Annotated in this window: 27 protein-coding genes, 2 pseudogenes and 1 riboswitch; of the genes and pseudogenes, 24 read left to right on the top strand and 5 right to left on the bottom strand. The window is 39.3% G+C overall.

The features are described 5' to 3' along the window. Window positions 1–191 precede the first annotated feature (191 nt). Both ACYVRS_RS03730 and ACYVRS_RS03725 read left to right on the top strand, forming a co-directional pair. Complete coding sequence (locus ACYVRS_RS03730) at window positions 192–2,816, top strand: calcium-translocating P-type ATPase, PMCA-type (RefSeq protein WP_461202578.1); 2,625 nt, start codon at window positions 192–194, stop codon at window positions 2,814–2,816. A gap of 153 nt (window positions 2,817–2,969) precedes the next feature. Further along, the gene (locus ACYVRS_RS03725) at window positions 2,970–3,284 is read left to right on the top strand and encodes a hypothetical protein (RefSeq protein WP_461202576.1); all 315 of its coding nucleotides are present in this window, start codon (window positions 2,970–2,972) and stop codon (window positions 3,282–3,284) included. Between the two features lie 160 nt (window positions 3,285–3,444). Here ACYVRS_RS03725 and ACYVRS_RS03720 read toward each other — a convergent pair whose 3' ends face one another. The 3 genes from ACYVRS_RS03720 to ACYVRS_RS03710 form a co-directional block, all read right to left on the bottom strand. Next, window positions 3,445–3,645 (bottom strand): hypothetical protein, encoded by a 201-nt coding sequence (locus ACYVRS_RS03720; protein ID WP_313540738.1) that lies wholly within the window; start codon window positions 3,643–3,645, stop codon window positions 3,445–3,447. A 77-nt stretch (window positions 3,646–3,722) separates the two neighbouring features. Beyond that, window positions 3,723–4,187 (bottom strand): AAA family ATPase, encoded by a 465-nt coding sequence (locus ACYVRS_RS03715; RefSeq protein WP_461202575.1) that lies wholly within the window; start codon window positions 4,185–4,187, stop codon window positions 3,723–3,725. A 36-nt stretch (window positions 4,188–4,223) separates the two neighbouring features. After that, window positions 4,224–4,586 carry a hypothetical protein gene (locus ACYVRS_RS03710; protein WP_313540742.1) on the bottom strand — a complete coding sequence of 121 codons (363 nt, stop codon included), beginning with the start codon at window positions 4,584–4,586 and terminating at the stop codon, window positions 4,224–4,226. A gap of 222 nt (window positions 4,587–4,808) precedes the next feature. Continuing rightward, window positions 4,809–4,881: riboswitch (Fluoride riboswitch) on the top strand. A 40-nt stretch (window positions 4,882–4,921) separates the two neighbouring features. Between ACYVRS_RS03710 and ACYVRS_RS03705 the strand changes: the two genes are divergently transcribed. Together ACYVRS_RS03705 and ACYVRS_RS03700 are read left to right on the top strand one after the other, a co-directional pair. Beyond that, window positions 4,922–5,269, top strand: a complete 348-nt coding sequence (locus tag ACYVRS_RS03705; RefSeq protein ID WP_461202573.1) for a MarR family winged helix-turn-helix transcriptional regulator — start codon at window positions 4,922–4,924, stop codon at window positions 5,267–5,269. Then, window positions 5,269–6,303: a threonine aldolase family protein gene (locus ACYVRS_RS03700; RefSeq protein WP_461202571.1), complete on the top strand. Its 1,035-nt coding sequence runs from the start codon at window positions 5,269–5,271 to the stop codon at window positions 6,301–6,303. Before ACYVRS_RS03705 ends, ACYVRS_RS03700 begins: the two co-directional genes overlap by 1 nt. Before the next feature lie 222 nt (window positions 6,304–6,525). Here the strand turns inward: ACYVRS_RS03700 and mazE are convergent, their stop codons facing one another. Then, the gene (mazE, locus tag ACYVRS_RS03695) at window positions 6,526–6,756 is read right to left on the bottom strand and encodes a type II toxin-antitoxin system PemI/MazE family antitoxin (protein ID WP_313540748.1); all 231 of its coding nucleotides are present in this window, start codon (window positions 6,754–6,756) and stop codon (window positions 6,526–6,528) included. A 110-nt stretch (window positions 6,757–6,866) separates the two neighbouring features. Between mazE and ACYVRS_RS03690 the strand changes: the two genes are divergently transcribed. From ACYVRS_RS03690 to ACYVRS_RS03625, 14 genes and pseudogenes are all read left to right on the top strand, one after another. Beyond that, the gene (locus ACYVRS_RS03690; RefSeq protein WP_312500052.1) at window positions 6,867–7,292 is read left to right on the top strand and encodes a cytidine deaminase family protein; all 426 of its coding nucleotides are present in this window, start codon (window positions 6,867–6,869) and stop codon (window positions 7,290–7,292) included. Between the two features lie 66 nt (window positions 7,293–7,358). Then, window positions 7,359–7,736: a hypothetical protein gene (locus tag ACYVRS_RS03685; RefSeq protein WP_461202569.1), complete on the top strand. Its 378-nt coding sequence runs from the start codon at window positions 7,359–7,361 to the stop codon at window positions 7,734–7,736. A gap of 352 nt (window positions 7,737–8,088) precedes the next feature. After that, the gene (gene abc-f, locus ACYVRS_RS03680; RefSeq protein ID WP_461199129.1) at window positions 8,089–9,555 is read left to right on the top strand and encodes a ribosomal protection-like ABC-F family protein; all 1,467 of its coding nucleotides are present in this window, start codon (window positions 8,089–8,091) and stop codon (window positions 9,553–9,555) included. 267 nt (window positions 9,556–9,822) lie between these two features. Beyond that, window positions 9,823–10,668, top strand: a complete 846-nt coding sequence (locus tag ACYVRS_RS03675) for an SDR family oxidoreductase (RefSeq protein ID WP_461202567.1) — start codon at window positions 9,823–9,825, stop codon at window positions 10,666–10,668. A gap of 235 nt (window positions 10,669–10,903) precedes the next feature. Continuing rightward, complete coding sequence (locus ACYVRS_RS03670) at window positions 10,904–11,545, top strand: hypothetical protein (RefSeq protein ID WP_461202565.1); 642 nt, start codon at window positions 10,904–10,906, stop codon at window positions 11,543–11,545. Further along, window positions 11,517–11,996 carry a hypothetical protein gene (locus ACYVRS_RS03665; RefSeq protein ID WP_461202563.1) on the top strand — a complete coding sequence of 160 codons (480 nt, stop codon included), beginning with the start codon at window positions 11,517–11,519 and terminating at the stop codon, window positions 11,994–11,996. The genes ACYVRS_RS03670 and ACYVRS_RS03665 overlap by 29 nt, the downstream gene beginning before the upstream one ends. Window positions 11,997–12,071: 75 nt before the next feature. Then, on the top strand, window positions 12,072–12,341 hold the full coding sequence (locus tag ACYVRS_RS03660) for a hypothetical protein (RefSeq protein ID WP_054114339.1): 270 nt from the start codon (window positions 12,072–12,074) through the stop codon (window positions 12,339–12,341). Between the two features lie 94 nt (window positions 12,342–12,435). Then, complete coding sequence (locus ACYVRS_RS03655) at window positions 12,436–13,317, top strand: LysR family transcriptional regulator (RefSeq protein ID WP_461202561.1); 882 nt, start codon at window positions 12,436–12,438, stop codon at window positions 13,315–13,317. 112 nt (window positions 13,318–13,429) lie between these two features. Further along, window positions 13,430–13,843, top strand: a complete 414-nt coding sequence (locus tag ACYVRS_RS03650) for a cupin domain-containing protein (protein ID WP_461202559.1) — start codon at window positions 13,430–13,432, stop codon at window positions 13,841–13,843. A gap of 16 nt (window positions 13,844–13,859) precedes the next feature. Continuing rightward, entirely contained in the window at window positions 13,860–14,171 is a 312-nt protein-coding gene (locus ACYVRS_RS03645; RefSeq protein WP_461202557.1) for a carboxymuconolactone decarboxylase family protein, read from the top strand. A gap of 30 nt (window positions 14,172–14,201) precedes the next feature. Further along, on the top strand, window positions 14,202–15,338 hold the full coding sequence (locus ACYVRS_RS03640; RefSeq protein WP_461202555.1) for an MFS transporter: 1,137 nt from the start codon (window positions 14,202–14,204) through the stop codon (window positions 15,336–15,338). A gap of 105 nt (window positions 15,339–15,443) precedes the next feature. Then, window positions 15,444–15,578 (top strand): annotated as a pseudogene (locus tag ACYVRS_RS03635) (Txe/YoeB family addiction module toxin); the annotation flags it as partial. Window positions 15,579–15,681: 103 nt separating this feature from the next. Further along, entirely contained in the window at window positions 15,682–15,981 is a 300-nt protein-coding gene (locus ACYVRS_RS03630) for a rhodanese-like domain-containing protein (RefSeq protein WP_461202553.1), read from the top strand. A gap of 266 nt (window positions 15,982–16,247) precedes the next feature. After that, complete coding sequence (locus ACYVRS_RS03625) at window positions 16,248–17,042, top strand: hypothetical protein (RefSeq protein ID WP_461202551.1); 795 nt, start codon at window positions 16,248–16,250, stop codon at window positions 17,040–17,042. 132 nt (window positions 17,043–17,174) lie between these two features. Here the strand turns inward: ACYVRS_RS03625 and ACYVRS_RS03620 are convergent. Further along, window positions 17,175–17,763: pseudogene (locus ACYVRS_RS03620) on the bottom strand (recombinase family protein). A gap of 375 nt (window positions 17,764–18,138) precedes the next feature. Here ACYVRS_RS03620 and ACYVRS_RS03615 point away from each other — a divergent pair. From ACYVRS_RS03615 to ACYVRS_RS03590, 6 genes are all read left to right on the top strand, one after another. Next, window positions 18,139–18,342 (top strand): hypothetical protein, encoded by a 204-nt coding sequence (locus ACYVRS_RS03615; protein ID WP_461202549.1) that lies wholly within the window; start codon window positions 18,139–18,141, stop codon window positions 18,340–18,342. 27 nt (window positions 18,343–18,369) lie between these two features. After that, window positions 18,370–18,894, top strand: a complete 525-nt coding sequence (locus ACYVRS_RS03610) for a hypothetical protein (RefSeq protein WP_461202548.1) — start codon at window positions 18,370–18,372, stop codon at window positions 18,892–18,894. A 1-nt stretch (window position 18,895) separates the two neighbouring features. Further along, window positions 18,896–19,078, top strand: coding sequence for a hypothetical protein (locus tag ACYVRS_RS03605; protein ID WP_312542937.1), 183 nt, complete (start codon window positions 18,896–18,898; stop codon window positions 19,076–19,078). A 488-nt stretch (window positions 19,079–19,566) separates the two neighbouring features. Further along, a complete protein-coding gene (locus ACYVRS_RS03600) occupies window positions 19,567–19,833 on the top strand; it encodes an NUDIX hydrolase (protein WP_461199146.1) in 267 nt (88 codons plus the stop codon). Window positions 19,834–20,050: 217 nt separating this feature from the next. Further along, window positions 20,051–20,254, top strand: coding sequence for a hypothetical protein (locus ACYVRS_RS03595; RefSeq protein ID WP_461199148.1), 204 nt, complete (start codon window positions 20,051–20,053; stop codon window positions 20,252–20,254). A gap of 14 nt (window positions 20,255–20,268) precedes the next feature. After that, window positions 20,269–20,532, top strand: coding sequence for a rhodanese-like domain-containing protein (locus ACYVRS_RS03590; protein ID WP_461199150.1), 264 nt, complete (start codon window positions 20,269–20,271; stop codon window positions 20,530–20,532). Window positions 20,533–20,584 lie beyond the last annotated feature (52 nt).

Below are 20,584 nucleotides of genomic sequence, written 5' to 3'. Positions count from 1 at the left end.
ATTTCTAAACCCGTCGAATTCGACGGGTTTAGAATAGTTGTCCACAGGTTATGCACAACGAACAAATCATACGCTGATATCACAGCAGAATCCCGATTCTCTGCTGTGATTCTTTTCATAAACGCACCAAACAGCGCCAAAATAGAGTATAGTATTATATTGATAGTTAAAAAAATGAATATGAATAGGGGATGAATCGTTTGACATTATGGTTTGCCAAATCCAAAGTGGAAGTTTTACAGGCTTTGGATACTGACCAGCAAAAAGGACTGTCTAAACAAGAAGTCGAAAAGCGGCTGCAGTCTTTTGGTCAAAATGCACTAGACGTGCAAAAGAAAGAAAGTTTATTGAAGAAAGTGATCGGGCAGTTAAAAGATCCGATGATCATCGTATTGTTGATTGCGGCATTTCTTTCCTATGTATCCAGCGGTTTTGAAGATTGGGTCGAATCAGTGATCATTCTTTTGATCGTGGTGATCAATGCCATTATTTCGATCTCGCAAGAAAACAATGCCAGCAAATCACTGGAAGCTTTACAAAAAATGTCTGCACCTTTGGCCAAAGTGATCCGGGATGGACAACTGGAACATGTGGATACAACCACATTGGTACCAGGGGACATTATTGAGTTAGAAGCGGGAGATTTGGTTCCTGCCGATGCCCGAGTGCTGAAAGCAATCAATCTAAAAGCGGATGAAGCGGCGATGACAGGTGAATCGGTACCGGTCAACAAGAAAGATATCGACAACCTGCCAGATGATACCGGCTTGGCGGATCGCAAAAATATGTTGATTTCTTCCACCGTGATCACCAATGGCCGTGCAACATGCGTGGTCACTGACACAGGGATGAAAACCGAAGTCGGTCGGATTGCGGGCATGTTGATTTCTGAAGATGAGAACATCACGCCTTTGCAAAAGAAAATGGCTGAAATTTCAAAAATATTGTCGATTATTTGTTTGGGTATCTGTGTGTTGATGTTCGTTGTCGGTTTATTATATGGCCGTCCGATCCTAGATATCTTTATGATGGCTGTTTCACTGGGTGTTGCTGCAATTCCTGAAGGATTAGCAGCAATTGTGACCATCGTATTGGCATTAGGTGTTCAGCGTTTGGTGAAACGCAATGCAATTGTCAAAAAATTGCCAGCTGTAGAAACGTTAGGGGCAGCTTCCGTGATTTGCAGTGACAAAACTGGGACATTGACTCAAAACAAAATGACCATTGTAGAAACGTTTGCTTATGGAGAGGAATCAGAAGCTGAGTTGCTGACGATTGGTGCACTTTGTAACGATTCAAAATTAATTGGTGATGCTGCAGATGTCCAAGTGACGGGGGATCCAACAGAAACAGCTTTCGTCACCAAAGCTTATGAAGAACAATTGAACAAAAATGATTTAGAAGTAATGTATCCACGGGTCGCAGAAATTCCGTTCGACTCTGAACGGAAACTAATGAGTACCATCCATAAAACTGCTGCTGGCTATCGGGTTATGGTCAAAGGAGCACCTGATGTCCTACTGACACGTTGTATCATCGATGGTGCAGACCAACAGATCATTGCTGACAAGAATGCCGAAATGGCATCGAAAGCCTTGCGTGTTTTAGGGGCAGCGTATAAAGATATCACAGAAGTACCAGAAGAATTGACTTCAGAAGACATTGAAAATGGCTTAACCTTTGCTGGGTTGGTGGGTATGATCGATCCGCCGCGACAAGAAGTCAAAGAAGCTGTGGCGCAATGTTACGATGCAGGCATTCGTCCAGTCATGATCACAGGGGACCACAAACTGACTGCAGTGGCGATCGCCAAAGAGTTGGCGATTTTCCGTTCCGGCGACCTTGCGCTGACAGGTGCCGAATTAGATACCATGCCGCAAGAAATCTTGGAAGAAGAAGTCAGCAAGTATTCTGTTTATGCCCGGGTTTCACCGGAGCACAAAATGCGCATTGTCAAAGCGTGGCAAGCCAACGGCATGGTCGTTGCGATGACGGGTGATGGCGTCAATGATGCCCCTGCTTTGAAAGTCGCAGATATCGGTTGTGCGATGGGGATCACTGGTACAGATGTAGCCAAAGGTGCGGCAGATATGATCTTAACAGATGATAACTTTGCGACGATCGTTCATGCAGTTGAACAAGGACGCGGTATCTATGCCAATATCAAGAAATCGATCCAATATCTATTAAGCTGTAATATCGGTGAGATCATTACGATCTTTGTTGCAACTGCCTTGAATTTCCACCAAATGCCTTTAGTAGCGATCCAACTGTTATGGTTGAACTTAGTGACCGACTCCTTACCTGCGTTGGCTTTGGGAATGGAACCTGTTGAACCAGGCGTCATGAAACAAAAACCACGAGATTCACGGAAAAGTATTTTTGCTGATGGCTTTGCCTCAAGTATGATTTTTTATGGTGTCTTGGTAGGGGCGATCACCTTAGCAGCGTATTGGTTAGGGGAGTATGTTCTGTCAGATCCAGGGATAGCTGATGGAACGGCCAATACAATGGCCTTTGCCACATTGGTCTTCGGGGAACTGACGCGGGCGTATGCTGTTCGTAGTGAAACCCGCTCGATCTTCAGCATTGGTTTATTTTCAAACAGTGCCATGAATAAAGCCTTCGTTGTTAGCTTGGCGATGCAATTGGCGGTCCTATTCATTCCTTTCTTGCAAGATATCTTTAGAGTGACAAGCTTGAATGGAACAGAATGGCTGATCGTGATTGGCTTGTCATTGATTCCACTGATTGTCAGCGAATTGAACAAATTGATTCGCCACGGCGGAAAAAAGACAACTGAAGCAACAGCATAATCCAAAATAAGCATCATGCAGACCATGAATACAATGGTTTGCATGATGTTTTTTTAGCATGGTATACTTTTAAGCAAAATAGGAGAACAGCAACTAAGTGCTCTGACAAAGGAACGGATGTTGGATACAACAATTATATGAAGGAGGAATCAGATGGACAAGTCATCAAATGAAGCTTACCTATATCAAATCTCCACCAACCCCATCCATCAAAATGGCACCCTTCTTTCCATGCATGACCAAGATACCGGGTTTGGTTTTGGTGGAGAGCTTTCCATTGTCACAGGCATGAACAACTCCTTAGAGACAACGATTGCGACTATCAAAAATAGTACAATGGTGTATATTTCAGGTGAGGTTGACGCAACAACTTATTTTGAACTTAGGCTGGCTATTTCTTTGGAAAAGACCGTGTATTATGTGACGGAACGAGGCGACAACGCTGTTGAAGCGTTGCTACCCATATGATATGGCGCAACTGAACTGTGTGTCATTCAAAACATTTATCCAGATAGTGGAAGAGCAGTTATAAAAAAGCAAGTAGGCGCTATCCTCACGATAGCGCTTACTTGCATACGATTTGTCCTGCTTTCCTATGGAGCAGCACGGATCTCCATGATTCAAATGTTTATGTCCAATTCTGAAGAAAATCAACAAATAGCTGTAGCATCTCACGATCATTCTTCCACCGATACGCTGCTACGATTGCCTGTTCCTCCTGATTGGCATGTAAATCAAGAATATGGATGTGGTATTTTTCTGCTAGGCTGCCGTCGTTCATCCCTGAATATAAGAAAGCCAAACCTTCTCCTAGCGACACTTTCGTCAACCTTTCATCCAGGTCTTTCGCAGAAGCGATAAGCTTCTGTCCCTGTTTGTTTTGTATCATCCAAAATTGATATGCATTCAAAAACCGATCAAAGTATAAATGTCTCTCACAACGTCGTCGATGGATTGATCGGTGGATACGATCCTATCACAACTTTGCATCAGCAGTGGTTCAACAGTTTCCTTATCCTTTAGAATATTGGTCCATTCGGTTTCACTTTTGCCAAATTGATTGTTGCTTCGGTTTTGGATGCGCTGGTGCATCACATCGATAGGCGCAGTCAGCAGAATGACCCAATCAAGAGAAGGATAGATCTCTTTTTGGTTGATCGTTGTTCCAGCAAAAAATAGTGGTTCGTTGGGATGTGCTTCGATATATCGGATGATTTTATTCGTGTCCATAAGGTAGTCAGCGACCGTATCATCAAAGATGATCCAGTCATTATAGTCCAAATCAATGCATTGGTGACCACTTGATCGAATGTGATCAAGAATTGTAGATTTGCCGACACCGGACATACCGGTCAATAAAACTTTTACCATATGAGGACTCCTTTTATATAAAAGAAATTAGACGAGTCAATGTTTTTTTCTGTATATTTTCGTACAAAGTGTCGTCAAGACATGTGCAATGACAAAACTGACAATCAACAACCCAAAGGCAATGGCGAAAGACAAAATAGTTTGATTCAAGAAATTTTGAAAAATAGGAAGTGTCACGAACAAGTAAAAACTAAGGATCGTCAAAGCAATGCTTAGTACATAAAAACTAAGGATTTCTGAAAAAGTCTTCTTGTTTTCATATTTTGTATCTATCGAAGCAAAGTCCCCTTGTTGGAATGGAACAGGTGAACCCTGCTGTGATGGATCAGGTTTTGTATTCATGGTGTTGAAAGTATTGTTGGGTATTTGTGTGTTCTTTCCTTGAGGTTTATCGGGCATGATTGACTCGACTCCTTTATGAGGATTATAGCATAAGCATGGACGAAAATATTAAGATGATCATTATTGAATGCTTTCCTTAGATTTAAAGATTAAGGTAGACGGCTGGTCATTTGATGAAAAGTGACACGCTCATTGATAATATAGTACATGCTTCAAGCATAAAAAAGATTTTTCTATCTATTAGTATTGACGAATAATGATAGGTATATGATAATGAGTGGAGAATAGGGGAATGAATGTCTCCCTCAGTGATTACTGAAACCGCAATTTTGCTAATGACTTCTACAAGCTTTTTTTGAGCTTGTAGAAGTCATTTTTTTTAGGAGGAAACGATGTTTAAGAGTATCGGTGAAATCAGCCGACAGCCTAGTGTGACCGCCAATGCTCTGACCCAGTACTTGATGATAAAAAAAAGCTATTTAAGCCGTATGCTGTCAAAGCTCGAAAAAGACGGGCAGATTTTTCGGAAGAAAGATCCAGTGGATAGCCGTGTCTATCATCTCTACCTGACAGAAGCAGGCCAACAGCTAAATGCCTTTATCGAAGAACGGTCGAATGAGAAAGTGCAGGGACTAACAGAACACTTGGATACCGAGGAGCTACAGACACTCGTTGGTGCCATGGAAAAGATTACGACAATACTCGACAAAGTCGTGCCAAATGAAATGGAGGAAATCTAATGCTATCTTTTGAAAATGATTATTCGGAAGGGGTTCACCCCGCTATTTTAGACCGATTTGCCGCAACCAATATGGTGCAAGAAAGCGGCTATGGCACAGACATATTCACTCAATCGGCCAAGGAAAAAATTCGAGAAGCGATTGGACTAAAAGAAGCGACCATTCACTTCCTTGTCGGTGGTACGCAGACAAATCAAATCGTGATCGACAGCCTATTGCGCAGTTATGAAGGCGTGATCGCTGCCGATACCGGCCATATCAGCACCCACGAAGCTGGTGCCATCGAATACAGCGGCCACAAAGTATTGACGATTCCTGCCGAGGCGGGAAAACTATCGGCCGCATCCGTAGCCAACTATCTGCAAACATTTTATGCCGATGCCAATCACACGCACATGGTGTACCCAGGGATGGTCTATATTTCTTATCCCACAGAATATGGCACGTTGTATACGAAAGAAGAATTGACCAAATTGTCTCAAGTATGCCAGGACTATGAGATTCCTTTATTTATTGATGGTGCACGTTTGGGGTATGGGCTAGCCAGTCCGCAAGCAGATCTGACCTTTGCGGATATCGCCGCACTAAGTGATGTGTTTTATATCGGCGGCACCAAAATAGGCGCACTTTGCGGAGAAGCTGTCGTCTTTACCAAACAAAATGAACCCAAGCATTTCACTACATTTATCAAGCAACATGGTGCCTTGTTGGCCAAAGGTCGACTTTTAGGCATTCAGTTTGATACATTGTTTACGGATGATTTATATCTAACAATCAGTCAACATGCCGTTGCGATGGCAATGATACTCAAAGAAGGTATGATTGCCAAAGGCTACCCTATGTACTTAGATTCACCCACAAATCAGCAATTTTTTATCCTGCACAAGGACATGTTGAAAACCTTGGAAGCGCATATCAAATTTTCTCGATGGGAAAACTACGATGACCACCATCAAGTCGTACGTTTTGCGACAAGCTGGGCTACCTCAGCAGAGAATATTGCGGCGTTGCTGGCGTATCTGCCGGAGGTTTGAGTAAAGGTAAGCATTTGATAATGGTATTGTGAGGGATTGTTGGTGTGACCATCGAATAAATAAAAAATCAGGCATCATCTCACAACGAGGATGCCTGATTTTTTTACATAGAAGCTATAGAATAGTCGGTGTTGAAGTAATCCACTATAGATTAAATTCATATGTAAGCATGACTAGGCTAGAGCGTCTTTTTCTAGGTAATATATCGCTTGTCATTTGTCATCAAATAAGTTCTCTTCCCTCAGGTAAGAGAGCCATCCATTCATCTGCTTCATAAAAAGCAGCTTCATCGCCTATTAAAAAAGGGTCTTCTACCTTCGGAACCAAAAAGATCGTCCCATCTTCGACATACACAACAATATAGTCTTGATTGGCCATAGGCTTGTGTTCATGATTAGATGGTAAAGTGATGATTACAGAATTTCCTTGCATCCTCGATGTAGCTGTAAGCATGTGAATCACTCCTTTTGGTATACTATACCATGATATAGGAAGAAGCATCGTTGTTTCATGGAACAATGGTATAATTGAATCCTAACTGGTCATAACTGAAAGGGGTCTATATGGATATTTGGGCGCAACTCTATCAAGAAGCAAAAGCACTGTACAATCCGCATGAAGTATCACCGTTTATCTACGCTGAGCATGTCGTTTGTGCTTTAGAAGCCGGCGATGGGCAAATTTATACCGGGTATTGTTTTGAAGCTACAGCTGGTGTTTTCCACCTTTGCGCCGAACGTGCAGCGGCTTTTAACATGTATCAACAAAGCAAACAGACCAAAATCAACAGGATCATCACCTTTCGTGATGAAGCACCCGCAGCAGTCGGCGGTATGCCCTGTGGCGCCTGTCGAGAGTTTCTGATGCAATTGGATCAGGAAAATGCGGAAACAACCTTTATGGTGGACTATCAGAAAAGAGAAATCGTGACACTAAAAGAATTGCTGCCGAAATGGTGGGGTGCAGACAGGTATGATGCAGCACCATGAGTCATAGTCTGAAGTGCCAAATGAACGGATGAATATCAGAATCAATCTCTGGAAAGGAGCAAGCGAATGGATAAAGAATCGAATGGTACGTATATCTATCACATATCTACCAACCCCAAACACCAAAAGGGCGATCTTTTTTCGATGGATGAACAAGCTATCGGATTTAGCATTCAGGGACAGGTATCGATAGTTACAGGCATGAATGATTCTTTGGCAGCAACGATAGCGACTATCAAAAAAAGTGAGCTAGTATATATGGCTGGTGATGTTGATGCCACAACATTATTTGAATTGGGCATAGCCATTTCTTTGGGGAAAACAGTGTATTATGTGGCTGAACAAGCCGAAAACAAGGTCGCAGCGTTGTTTCCTTATGATGTGGAACAACTAAAATATATTTCCTTTCAGCAGTTCATGGATATTGTGGAAGCGTATATTTAGAAAGTGTTGCTGGAATCACTCTTTCTAAATATAGATTCTGTTCCAAAATTTGGTTGATCCCAAACATATGATTGGCCTGCATTTTGTATAGCGAAATAGTATTGGACTTTACATCTTTCTTTAAGCATGGTATCTTTGAATTAAAGAGATGTAGAGGGGGAAAAGTAATGACAGCGTCTATGAAATTGCGTAAAAACCTTTTGAATGGCTAATTAAATAAAATTCAAAAGACTAGGTGAGCAATTTCAAGGGATGAGTGTATACTTTTCTAATATTTTATGCGAGGCATAGTCGGATACTATGCCTCTTTGCGTACACTTTTCTGGGTTTTCCTAGCAAGAAAGGGAATACTATGGAAAATTTATCGATAAAATTAACAAACATACAGCAAAGTTTCGGTGCAAAAGAGCTATTTTCTATCAAAGAATTAACAGCTTATCAAGGAGATCGTATTGGAATTATTGGTTCAAATGGGCAAGGAAAATCTACGCTACTGAAAATCATTAAAGGCGATCTGATACCTGATGTAGGAAAAGTTCAAAGAGAAGTAGAATTTAACTTTTTTACCCAAATCGATGAAATCAATGAATTGAAGAATATTGATTTGCTTGATTGGGAGTTGATGGGCCGCTTGTCAGTTCCTAAAAATCAAGTAAATACGTTAAGCGGTGGTGAGGAAACAAAATTTCGTTTGACACAAATTCTTTCTGATTATCAAATGGGGCTTATGTTAGATGAACCCACTACTCATTTGGATAGAGCAGGCATGCATATACTAATTGAAGAGCTTCGCTATTATTATGGAACATTATTATTTGTCAGCCATGATCGAACTTTTCTAAATCAACTAGCAACGAAAATTTGGGAAGTGAGAGACGGAAAAGTTTATGAATATCTTGGGAATTTTGATGATTACCAAGAACAGAAGAAACAAGAGACATTAGAAAATGAGCGAGCCATTGAACGTTTTTTGAAAGAAAAGCAGCGCTTAGAATCTGCAATTATAAAAAAGAAAGAGCAAGCAGAAAAAAGCAATCAACTATCTGCTAAGAAAAAGCAGAAAAATATACGTCCGGATCGTCTGTCTTCCTCCAAACAAAAAGATACGGTTCAGGCAAATTTACAAAAATCTGCTAAAAGTATGGAAAGCCGTTTAGATATGCTAGACGAACAGAAAAAAATAACAAAAAAAAGGAGAATCGTATTTCCACCTTCTCAAACAGTCGCAATCCATAATAAATATCCAATCAGAGGTGAAAACTTTTATTTGAAAAAAGGTGATAAGCTTTTATTCAAAGATTGTAATTTTCAATTTGATTTAGGTAAACGAATTGCTATCACTGGAGGAAACGGGACTGGGAAATCTTCTTTATTACACAGTATTTTGGCCAATGACCAAGGAATTGTACTTTCACCCAAGGTGGTCTTTTCAATCTATCAACAGATGTCTTATAAAATGAGTGGAGAAGGAACAATTTTGGATTATTTTTTTAAATTAACTGAGTACAAGGAGTCTGTTATTCGTAGTGTCTTGCACAATGTAGGATTTTCGCAACTAGAAATGACTAAACCAATCAACGGGTTAAGCGGTGGAGAAGCGACGCGATTACAAATAGCGTTGCTTTTCATAAAGCCATCAAATGTTTTGATTTTAGATGAACCAACCAATTTTATTGATTTAGAAACAATCAGTGCTCTGGAGAACCTTATTCGGTCCTACCAAGGAACTGTAGTTTTTACTTCTCATGACGATTATTTTGTAGGTAAAGTTGCGGATGAAGTATATGAAATAGTGGATTATAGTCTAAAAAAATTATAAGGATGTGTATCCTACTACACAAAAATCAGTATAGATAAGAATCATATATAAAACCTGATGGATTTGTTCATCAGGTTTTCCTTTTGTAAAAGTAGACCCAAAAAAAGGTTAGCAGTGTCCTTTTATATTTCATCTTTGTATAGTGGATCTGTTTCTCCAAGTTTTCTTTTTCTTTTACTTGACGAAACACGGCAAACTGCGTATGATGATGTTGTAACTATATTAATTACAACTAAATAACATAAAAAATGAAGGAGTGTATGATAAATGACCTACTTAGTCACTGGTGCAACAGGTGGATTTGGCGGATTGGCGCTACAATTTTTGAAAGAGTTGGTACCTCAAGAAGAGATTTATGCGTTGGTTCGGAGTGAAGAAAAAGGCGCTGCGTTGAAAGAAGCGGGCTTTCATGTGCGGATCGGGGATTATTCTGATCTAGATTCGATGAAAGAGGCTTTGACAGGTATCGATCGTTTGCTATTTGTGTCAGGCGGCACAGACAATCGTCAGGCGGAACATACCAATGTTGTGAAAGCGGCGCAAGAAGCGGGTGTCTCATATATTGCCTACACAAGTTACGCTGAGGCCACAAGATCGACAACTGCGTTAGCTGCAGACCATATCTTTACGGAAAAATTGATTGGCGAAAGCGGGATTGCCCATACATTTTTGCGCAACAACTGGTATCTGGAAAACGAATTATTGCTCATTGGTGAAGCACTCAAAACGGGTAAGTTTGTGTACGCTGCAGGAGAAGGCAAGACTGGCTGGGCATTGAGAAGAGAATATGCTGAAGTTGCCGCCCATGCATTAGCTGGCAAGGATTTTCCTGAGATTCTTGAATTATCAGGGGCACCAATCACGTATGAAGCATTGGGGGCAGCACTAAAAGAAGCAACTGGTAAAGATCTAGAGATCGTGGCCACCGATGATCAAGGCTTTGTACGGCACTTGGTGGCAGGAGGACTGCCGCAACCAGTAGCGGAAATCTTTTTGACTTTCCAACAAGATATCAGAGACGATCAACTGGCAGTTTACAGCGATGACTTTGAAAAAGCATTAGGCAAACCATTGGTCAGCCGTGTGGACGGGTTAAAAGAATTGCTGCAATAAGGAAATAGAGAAGCTTTATTCCGGAACATGCAGTCCAAAAATGACAGCCAAAAGCAGATATTGATTGCTTTGGCTGTCATTTTTGTGTATATAATTTTCTTCTGAGGCGTTCAAGGCCTCAATCGCTCAACTTTTGCCAACAAGAGAGTATTTATTTAGTTTGAAGGGTAAGATATACTATGACTAAGTCGATGCGAAGCATGTAGACGACAGCAGCATGTAAAGGGGTGATTTTGTGAAAAAAAGCATATTTGTACTTATCAGTATCATGCTCATCGGTAGCATCATATTTCATGCTTATAGCAATTATATCAATGGACATATTGTTGGGATGATACAAGATGAAGACAGCAGCCTACAATTCAACGAGGCCATGTACTATCCCGTCTACAATGCAGAACATATAGACGAAGGCGACTTTTTGGGCTATCTCACAAACGGGCGCAGTCGGATAGAGGTTTTTGATTCAAAAGAAAAACTGTATCAAGTCACTGATGAAGAGCCAATGGACTATCTTCTCTATACACTTCATGCCAAAATGGAATTGATTCGCGTTCTGCATGTTACCAACCATGTGAAGACGATACCTATCACATTTTTTGACCAACTTCCATATGAATCGATAGATGATATCACATATCATGGCCAGTCATTTCATCAATACTTGGCAGTCGAAGAAAATATCACCCAGCAGTTGCGTATCCTAGATGAAGATGCCACGTTGGTGTACTATGCTTTTGAAAGCGTTCCTTCACACCAATGGTTGGTTGTATACAATAAAGAAGCAAATACGTATCATGCATTTTTTACAGAATTCGATCAGTTAGATGCAGTGCCGGCTGCAATCTATGTCTATCATCAACCGGATACGTTGTAGAGAAGGGATAACAAGTATTGTGACAAGCAACCAGAAAAAGATTGGAATCGGCGTATTATTTTGTGGGCTCATCATTGTCTTAGGCGTAGCTGTTTTCTTTCTCACTCACCCCAAAAAAGACCTGTCGATCATCAATGCGCAAGGGACGATTCAACAGTCGATGACCCTGACAAGACAGTATCAAAATGGAGAAGAAACCATATATCATAGCGATACAATCCATTCTGCAGAAGCAGCTGTTCCTGATAACGAGAGCAGCGGTGAGAGTAGTCTATCCCTGATGATCAATGGTCAAGCGCAGACAATCGTTGGGTATATCGATAGCAATACAAAAAAATATTCACTCGAACTTAAAGTCGTTGATTTCGAGGAAGCCACAGGAAGAATCGTGATAGCTGTCACGTATGTTGACGGCTTGAATGATCATAAGAGGGAATTTGTTTTTGAGTGAAACAAAAAAGGGGGAGTTAATATTAAAAAAAGCTATTTGATCCTACTCAGAACCATATTATATATAGGTGTGCCAATGATTATTGGATTGATTGTTGGTCATATATTTGATTTCAGCCCATTCATTTTTGCAGCGATTATCTATGGCGTGATGTTCATTTTTATGATTCCTTCAGATAGTTTCTTTTCTAGTTCAGTTGACTATCAGACGAAAACCTTGAATCCTACTTTTAGACCGGCCAAGTTTGAAATGAAGACAGATAGTCTAGAAAGCACAACAAAGGTCATTGTCGTTTTTTTGGCTTTGATTATTTGCCTTATAATTGTCTATTATCAGTACGTATAAAGTAGATTTCAAGACGATAAACCTTGAAAAAAGTCGCTAGCGCATTATCCCTATAAATCTGCTATAGTAAAAATAAAAGAAGAAGAGGCACAGGATGGAAATCAGACTTTTACGTTATTTTTGGACAGTTGCCCAAGAAGGCAATATTTCAAGAGCGGCGAAACTATTGAATATCACGCAACCTACCTTGAGTCGTCAGATTCGCGAGTTAGAAGAAACCTTGGGCGTGCCGTTGTTTCGCAGAGAAAAGAACCAACTGTATTTATTGCCGGATGGCCTTTTTCTCAAAGAGCGGGCAGAAGAGTTGATTCTTCTTAGTGATAAATTAGATCGGAACTTTGCTGAAAGGAAGCAGGCGCAGCTTGAAGGCGTGATGACCATCGGCTGTGTGGAAGCAGATAATTCGGACACTGTCGCCATGATGCTGGAAGAAATGGTCAAGGATTACCCCAAAGTCACCTTCAACTTGGTGACGGGCACTAGTGATGATATCAGTGACAAACTCGACAAAGGATTGTTGGATCTAGCTGTCTTACTGGAACCAGCATCCTTGACAAATGTCCATGTATTAAAGCTGCCGCGAGAAGAAACATGGGGGTTCTTAGTGTCAAAAGATTGGCCCATTGCACGCAAAAACCAGTTGACGCCAGCAGATATTCAAGGACTGCCGCTGCTGTGTTCCAATAGAGAAGAAGTGCAGCGGTTATTGGCTTCGTGGGCTGGCGTGCCATTGGCACAGCTCTCGATCGTTGGCCATTTCAACTTATTGTTCAATACTTTGCCATTGGTGGAACACAACGTAGGAATCGCCTTAACGATTGAAGGTGCTGTGACGAAACGAGCAGCCGATCATACCGTGTTTATTCCCATGGAACCAGCGATCCAGACAAACTGTCTATTGGTGTGGAAAGAACGGATGCAAACACCTGCAGTGCAAGAAATCATTATGCGCTTCAAACATGCCTTCAAAGCATAGCATGATCTAAAAAGAGCATTAGACGAATAGTGAAACGAGAGGTACGATGATGCTATACATCGTACCTCTCGTTTTTTTGTAGGACGAAATCAACATAATGGAGGAAAGTAATATGAGCAAACATGAAGAAGTTAAAGACGGTCTGATCTTCCCAATCGGAGAAAAAAATGATGCCTATGCACAATATTTTATCGGGCAAAGCTACTTGCAAAGTCTAATCGCTGATCCAGCAATCAATGTCGGTGTCGGCAACGTGACTTTTGAACCAGGCTGCCGCAACAACTGGCATATTCATCACGATGGGTTCCAATTACTCCTCGTCACAGGGGGAGAAGGCTGGTACCAAGAAGCAGGCAAACCAGCGCAATTCCTACAAGCTGGAGATGTCATTACCACCCATGATGGCGTCAAACATTGGCATGGTGCCGCAAAGGATAGCTGGTTCACGCATATCGCGATCACCGCAGGCACCCCAGAATGGCTAGAACCAGTCACAGATGAATGGTACAACAACTTAGATAAGTAAGAAGGAGAGATTTATGATGAAAAAACAAACAGCTGGCAGAGAGCAACTAGGCGAATTCGCCCCACAATTTGCAGCATTGAACGATGATATTTTGTTTGGCGAAGTCTGGGTAAAAGAAGACACCTTGTCTGCCCACGACAGAAGTATGATCACCTGTGCGGCACTTTTGGCAATGGGTGCCCCACAACTGGAAGCACATTTGACGATCGCAAAAACCAATGGTGTGACCAAAGACGAAATCGTTGGACTGATCACACATTTAGCTTTTTACGCAGGCTGGCCAAAAGCTTGGAGTGCCTTTGCACTGGCAAAAGAGATCTTCGAATAATCAATGACGCAGCTAAGGAAGATTTCTTTATTGTCCGTTTCTTTATTGGTTGTTTCAGCAGGGGCGATCGCCGGAAATATCCCAGCGATCGCTCAGGCTTATCCTACCGTTAATGAAACGTTGGTCGAACTTTTGACAACGATCCCTTCATTATTTATTATCTTAACCATTCTTATCAGTCCCAAAGTCGCGCAGCGTATCGGCTACAAACGAACTGTCCAAGTAGGGATTGGCATTGTCTGTCTGGCAGGCTTACTGCCAGTGGTGACAACCTCCTTCACTAGCCTTTTCTTAAGCCGGATCCTCTTTGGCGTTGGCGTGGGGCTATTTAATCCTTTGCTTTATACGATAGCTGCCGGTTTATATTCGGGCGGTCATCTGGCGACAGTCATTGGATTGCAAAGTGCCTTTGAAGGTATTGGTGGAATGCTGATCACCTTTTTGGTTGGCCAATTATTGGTCACTGGATGGCGCTATTCCTTTATGGTCTATGCCCTATCCATACCAATTCTTTTTCTATTTGGTTTGTTTGTACCTGACATCAGACCAACCACATCCAATGAGAAAGAAGCCAAGACAAGGCCAACGATTGATCGGACACTGATCTATTATCTGATCTTGCTCTTTCTGGCAGTGACTGTTTATATGTCGATTGCGGTAAAGGTCACGGGCTTGCTCTATGATAAAGCGATTGGGGATGCAACAGATGGCAGTAATTTATTGGCATTCATCGGGTTCGGTGCAATGACAGCCGGCATGGTATTCGGCAAAACAGTCCGTATCTTTAAGGAATGGACGATTCCCGTGTCATTCTTAGGAATGAGCATAGCGCTCCTGCTTTTAGCGCGTGCATCAAATCTCTGGATTGCCTCCCTCGCAGTCGTCATATGCGGCTTCTCCTTCCGAACCTTCGTCCCTTATGTCTTTAATGAAGTCAATCAAAAGAGTCAACAGGCCACAGATCAAACAGCGCTGCTGCTGATCTTCTTCAATATCGGGACTGCTGCCACACCACTCACAATCGCCTATCTACAACATCTATTTCCTTTCCTGCACCAGTCAGGCTTGTTTTATGGCGGGGCTGTGTTGATGCTGGTGTTGGGTGGCGTTGTGGTTGTGGGGAAAGTTAGTTTTATGATGAGAATGAATGATTCAAGGAAGAGATAGAAAAAGATCGCTTACTTTAGCGTAGAATATAATGTACAATAAAGGTGAATTTACCACACATGATTTAATTGAGGTAAAGATGGAAAGGTAAGGCGTGGATACCCTTTTCTAGGAAAACCAGAACCACTAAAATATGATCTATCTGGAAAATGCTCCAGAAGAATTACAGATGAGCATCGGCTGATTTATAAAGTTGAACATGATACAATTTTTATCTACTCGGCAAAAGATCATTACTGAAACAAGCAAACCCACATCCATCGATGTGGTTTTTTGCAGTTCAATTGACAAAAAGCCACTTCACCTGTTAAATAAAGCCACAAGACATAAAGGAGTGGCAAAAATGTTCCCATCAATCAGCAATGACGCATTTTATCAAAGAAGCAAACAAACACCTTTAACGATCATCGATGTACGAGAAAGCGATGAATTTGCAGAAGGACACATACCCCAGGCAATTAATCGGCCATTGAGTAAATTGGTGGAAGAAACCGACTCATTTGAGAAGGATAAAACGTATTATATCGTTTGCCAGTCTGGCGGGCGTTCGTCGCAGGCTTGTAGTTATTTGAGTAGTCAAGGCATTCGAGTGGTGAATGTTTTAGGTGGGATATCTGAGTGGCAAGGTGAGGTTATTAGGTAAATAAAAAACATGAGCGAGTAAATGGCTCATGTTTTTTTGTGCTATGAATGGAATTAAAGCTACATTCAGAATGACAGTATAGTACAAATTAGCCTGAATTCACTTGTTGCCTCATCTGAACTTTTATGCGATCCTAATAAGAAGAATACGATCAAGTTAAGGGGGATATATGAAAAAGAAATACAAGTAGTTGGCGCGGCCATAAAAGTAAACTCAAATCTTATTTGAAAATATACCGTGAAGAAACTGAATATAACGTCTTAGAATTGGCAAAAAAAGAATATCAAGTTCTTTCTAATTATGAAAATAACCAGTTTGAATCAGCAGTTGATTTGTTAAGTAGTAACTTTATAAATAATTCAGATATTTCTATAGATGATCAAGGTTGGTATTTACAATTAGGAGCACATATTACAAACTCACATAACCAAAGCGCAGCAAATGATATGCAAATAAAAGCGAAACAAAAAAATGCAAATCTTTTAATACCTGCAATACCACTTTTGACGAAAAAGACCCGATCAACAACTGAACAAATAACAAATGTAAAAAATTGGATAAATCAATATGACAATGCTACAGATTTTCAAATTACAGTTCGTTCTATATTAATTAAGCTTGTTTATTCGCCGAAGAATAATAGCAATATCTTTGAATCTGGACTTTTGGAAATCGGTGAGTTTCTGGATATGATTCTTCAAGACTCGAAAATGATTACAATGATGGACCCGATAATTTTTTGGGCGACTAGGGATTATAGTTTTGTCATCGAATGTAAAAACCGAACAACTAACGACAAGTTTTCAAGAGATAATGCCGAACAGTTACTGCACTCAGAAAATTGGTATAACGGCTCTTTCATTAGCGGACCTGATGTTTTTTGTATTGCTTTTCATAAATCAAATGTACTATTTAATAATGTACACGTTAATCACAATTGCTATTCAGTAAATGATAAGATGCTTGAAAAATTTAAAAGTAAAATATTAAATTTCGTTAATGCTTTATCTATTAAAAACCCATCTGACTGGACGAATACTGAAATTGCTAGCTTAATGTAAGAGAACCTTTTACTGGATAAACAATTTATACAAAATTTTACAGTTGCTTTTTCATACAGCTAATAAACAGAAGTGAATGAATAGTTAATTTTGAAAAATTACTTAATTAAGAAATTTTTTTAATTTTAACTTTTATTGAAAACTATCTATTTTTATTCTATAAACAGTTTGTCTGGTAACATTATACTCCTTTGCAATCTTTGAAATAGCAATTCCCTTATTAAGATCTTCAACGATGCTTTTATAAACAAGGCGATGTTGAGGATCTTTTGTGTCTGCACTATAGAGTTTGGGGCGACCTTTATAAACACCATTCGCTTTAGCAATCTTGATTCCTTGTACCTGGTGTCGTTTTGATTCGGTACGCTCTTGCTCAGCAATCATGGCCAAGATCTGAACGATTAGGTTTTTGATAAATTTATCCAGGAGAGGATTTCTGATCGCTTCAGCCATAATTGTAAACTAGTGATAACCAGCTGTACATTTTTCTTCTTAGGATAATTCACGAAATCAATGATCTCATCATAATTCCTTCCGAGTTAATCGATAGTTTCCATAATAAAAACATCCTGTTCTCTAACAAAATCTAAAGCCTCTTGAAAAATTGGTCTTTGAGTGATGGTTGCTCCAGATTGCTTCTCGATGAAAATTTTTTCATTTCCTAAATTTGACGTTGTTCATTTTGATCGATCGATGAGACTAGTATGTATGCAATTTTCAAAAGTTCAACCTACTTTCTTACACAATTTAAAACACCCCCTAATCACACACGAGAAAACCGTATTTTTCTAATGTAACGATTATGTCTATTTAAGGTACGCTTTAAACATACAATACGTTTATATTTTATAGAAAATAATAGATTATAATTAAAGAGAGATAGTTTGAATTCAATCTTTAGAATCCAAAGCTATAAGGGAACAACGTAAAATTGACAGTTCACAGTTATAACTAACGAGCAAGAACAGAAATACTCAGTAACTGTGATCTTTCAGATGAAGGGTAATCGTTTAAAACCGTTAAGAAAACGCTTGCTTTATAGGAGGTTTTATTATACAGTTAATATAAAATTAATAAAGGGTAAGGGGAGTTGTTAATGAACAAACTTATTTCGTTATGTTTAGTTTCTATGATGTTTTTGGGATTGTCAGTACCTGTAACTGTGTATGGAGAAGAAGTTTTTGAAAATGTAGATACAGAAGTAGATACAGAAGTAGATTCAGAAGCAATTAATCCATATGTAGAAGAAAAATTGACTGATCAAGAGATATTAGAACAAGAACAAGCTTTAGGTGATTAAATTGCTTCAAATAATAGTTCAAACCCAATGTTGAGAAGCGCAACCGGACAGACTTGGAAATTAGTAAAAACAAGAAAATTAACTACGGATCAAGTTGTTGCAACCCAATATGTACAAAAATTGGATGCTAAAACTTCTAAGTCTAAATCTGTTTCTTTTTCATTTGGAATAAATGCTGAGATTAAAGGTGTAAAATTAAGTACCTCTTTTAGTTATAGTACATCTATGACACGTAGTGGACCTTCTAATGAGAAGATAGTCGGAACTCAAACGAAAGCCAGTCACGCATACTTCACCGCTGCTATATGGGGATATGTGAACGAGTATACTTATGATGTTTATGATAATGGTAGTGGTAAGAAAATTAAGACTGTAAAACAAAATGGTTTTATTCGGACTAATACACAAGGTTATTCACAGAATGCGTATACAAGAAAAGATGGAAAGGTAATGGTTGAGAATGCTTCTGGAACAAAGTACAAAACTTTCAATTCGCATGATTCATTTGTGAACGGTTTTGGCAGAGGTAAATCTTCTAATTTATGGTGGTAATATGAAAAAGATTGGTATTGTTTTAGTTCTTTTTTCACTTTTGATTTTAATTATTTTACCAAAAATAATTTTCCCTGAATCTGATACTGTTGATTCTACAGGAATAGTGAATGCTATACGCTTTACTGGATTATCTTTAATATTGTCTGCAATAGGGATTAAACTTTTTTTTAAAGATAAATGAGTTTAAAAATTATTAATTAAACAAAAGATAAGAATGCTGGTATTGAATATGTTCCCTATAAAGTAGACAAGGAAAAAACAAAAATTCCCAATCTATTTTATAGGGAGTTTTCGTATGTCTAAAAGAAGACATTTTTCTGTAGAAGAGAAGTAACGTATTATATCGTTTACCAGTCTGGCGGGCGTTCGTCGCAGGCTTGTAGTTATTTGAGTAGTCAAGGCATTCGAGTGGTGAATGTTTTAGGTGGGATGTCTGAGTGGCAGGGTGAGATTAGTAGGTAAATAAAAAACATGAGCGAGTAAATGGCTCATGTTTTTTTGTGTGCTATGAATGGAATTAAAGCTACATTCAAAATAACAGTATAGTACAAATTAGCCTGAATTCACTTGTTGCCTCATCTGAACTTTTATGCGATCCTAATAAGAAGAATACGATCAAGTTAAGGGGGATATATGAAAAAGAAATACAAGTAGTTGGCGCGGCCATTAGTGAACCTGTGGGAATTTCCTAGTGACAAAATCGAAGAAGATGAAAATAGAGTTTGCACGCTTAAATGTGAGTTAGCAGAAGAACTTAGGATACAAGTAAGCATTCAAGAGGAAGACTTTGAATTTTGTCGTAATGAATATGATTTTAGTTTCGTAAATCTAACGACATTTATTTGTGTATTAGGTGAAGTAGCGCCACAATTAACAGAACACATACAAGTAAAGAGTGATATCAAAGATGTGCGCGCTCTGATTGACACCATGTAAACCAATGATTGCTTATAAAAATAGTAAAATCATGAGATATTTGTTTCATCAAACAAGGATGGAAGATTTTATTTATGAAAATGGCGTATTTAAGTTTATTGTTTGGTTTATCACTATTCATATTTGGAGGAAACAAGGAACTGGGACTATAAAAAAAGCTTATGGTGTTTCATTTAGTAAAAAATTTGTATATAAATAAACCTGAGGAGGTTTCTTAATGAAAAAAACAATAGGAATTCTATTATTAGTTGTTGGTGTGCTGATACTAATATTTTTAAATAACTTTATTGAGCCTCGTTCTTTAGAAGATATGCCCACAACGGAGTACAATATAAGAATGAGTATTAATGCAGCTAGATATTTAATTATGGCATGTATATTGTCTTTTTTCGGCATCAAACTAATTTTAAAAGACCTCTAATAAGACATGGATTTATGGAATACCTCGTTGTTAAATCATTGATCCAATGGAAAAATTTATGTGTCAAAATAAAGAAAAAGGATATATCTTGTGAAAAAAAAAAGATAAAAATTTGTATCGGTCATCCTCAACAATTTTTTGATAGAATCATTCTTAATGCCATCAATCGACCGTTGCGTAAATTGGTTGAAGAAATCGACTTATTTGAGAAGGATAAAACTTATTATATCGTTTGTCAGTCTGGCGGACGTTCGTCGCAGGGGGAGATTGGTAGGTAATATAGGCTTAATAAAATTGTTGGAGAAGATGCAGAAGATAAAAATAACCCCA

It is taken from the genome of Enterococcus salsurae (assembly GCF_054784955.1).
The sequence above is the reverse complement of the archived record's forward strand: the minus strand, read 5'-3'. Positions and strand labels throughout refer to the sequence as shown.

Bases quoted from the DNA above. Each gene is read 5' to 3' on its own strand.
- ACYVRS_RS03660 (WP_054114339.1), top strand. From the start codon at position 12,072: ATGATTATTGGATTGATTGTTGGTCATATATTTGATTTCAGCCCATTC.
- ACYVRS_RS03650 (WP_461202559.1), top strand. From the start codon at position 13,430: ATGAGCAAACATGAAGAAGTTAAAGACGGTCTGATCTTCCCAATCGGA.
- ACYVRS_RS03610 (WP_461202548.1), top strand. From the start codon at position 18,370: ATGTTGAGAAGCGCAACCGGACAGACTTGGAAATTAGTAAAAACAAGA.
- ACYVRS_RS03655 (WP_461202561.1), top strand. From the start codon at position 12,436: ATGGAAATCAGACTTTTACGTTATTTTTGGACAGTTGCCCAAGAAGGC.
- ACYVRS_RS03685 (WP_461202569.1), top strand. From the start codon at position 7,359: ATGGATAAAGAATCGAATGGTACGTATATCTATCACATATCTACCAAC.
- ACYVRS_RS03690 (WP_312500052.1), top strand. From the start codon at position 6,867: ATGGATATTTGGGCGCAACTCTATCAAGAAGCAAAAGCACTGTACAAT.
- abc-f (WP_461199129.1), top strand. From the start codon at position 8,089: ATGGAAAATTTATCGATAAAATTAACAAACATACAGCAAAGTTTCGGT.
- ACYVRS_RS03715 (WP_461202575.1), bottom strand. From the start codon at position 4,187: ATGGTAAAAGTTTTATTGACCGGTATGTCCGGTGTCGGCAAATCTACA.
- ACYVRS_RS03615 (WP_461202549.1), top strand. From the start codon at position 18,139: ATGAACAAACTTATTTCGTTATGTTTAGTTTCTATGATGTTTTTGGGA.
- ACYVRS_RS03675 (WP_461202567.1), top strand. From the start codon at position 9,823: ATGACCTACTTAGTCACTGGTGCAACAGGTGGATTTGGCGGATTGGCG.
- mazE (WP_313540748.1), bottom strand. From the start codon at position 6,756: ATGCTTACAGCTACATCGAGGATGCAAGGAAATTCTGTAATCATCACT.
- ACYVRS_RS03700 (WP_461202571.1), top strand. From the start codon at position 5,269: ATGCTATCTTTTGAAAATGATTATTCGGAAGGGGTTCACCCCGCTATT.
- ACYVRS_RS03595 (WP_461199148.1), top strand. From the start codon at position 20,051: ATGAAAAAAACAATAGGAATTCTATTATTAGTTGTTGGTGTGCTGATA.
- ACYVRS_RS03645 (WP_461202557.1), top strand. From the start codon at position 13,860: ATGAAAAAACAAACAGCTGGCAGAGAGCAACTAGGCGAATTCGCCCCA.
- ACYVRS_RS03590 (WP_461199150.1), top strand. From the start codon at position 20,269: ATGGAATACCTCGTTGTTAAATCATTGATCCAATGGAAAAATTTATGT.
- ACYVRS_RS03730 (WP_461202578.1), top strand. From the start codon at position 192: ATGAATCGTTTGACATTATGGTTTGCCAAATCCAAAGTGGAAGTTTTA.
- ACYVRS_RS03630 (WP_461202553.1), top strand. From the start codon at position 15,682: ATGTTCCCATCAATCAGCAATGACGCATTTTATCAAAGAAGCAAACAA.
- ACYVRS_RS03705 (WP_461202573.1), top strand. From the start codon at position 4,922: ATGTTTAAGAGTATCGGTGAAATCAGCCGACAGCCTAGTGTGACCGCC.
- ACYVRS_RS03605 (WP_312542937.1), top strand. From the start codon at position 18,896: ATGAAAAAGATTGGTATTGTTTTAGTTCTTTTTTCACTTTTGATTTTA.
- ACYVRS_RS03665 (WP_461202563.1), top strand. From the start codon at position 11,517: ATGTCTATCATCAACCGGATACGTTGTAGAGAAGGGATAACAAGTATT.
- ACYVRS_RS03710 (WP_313540742.1), bottom strand. From the start codon at position 4,586: ATGCCCGATAAACCTCAAGGAAAGAACACACAAATACCCAACAATACT.
- ACYVRS_RS03725 (WP_461202576.1), top strand. From the start codon at position 2,970: ATGGACAAGTCATCAAATGAAGCTTACCTATATCAAATCTCCACCAAC.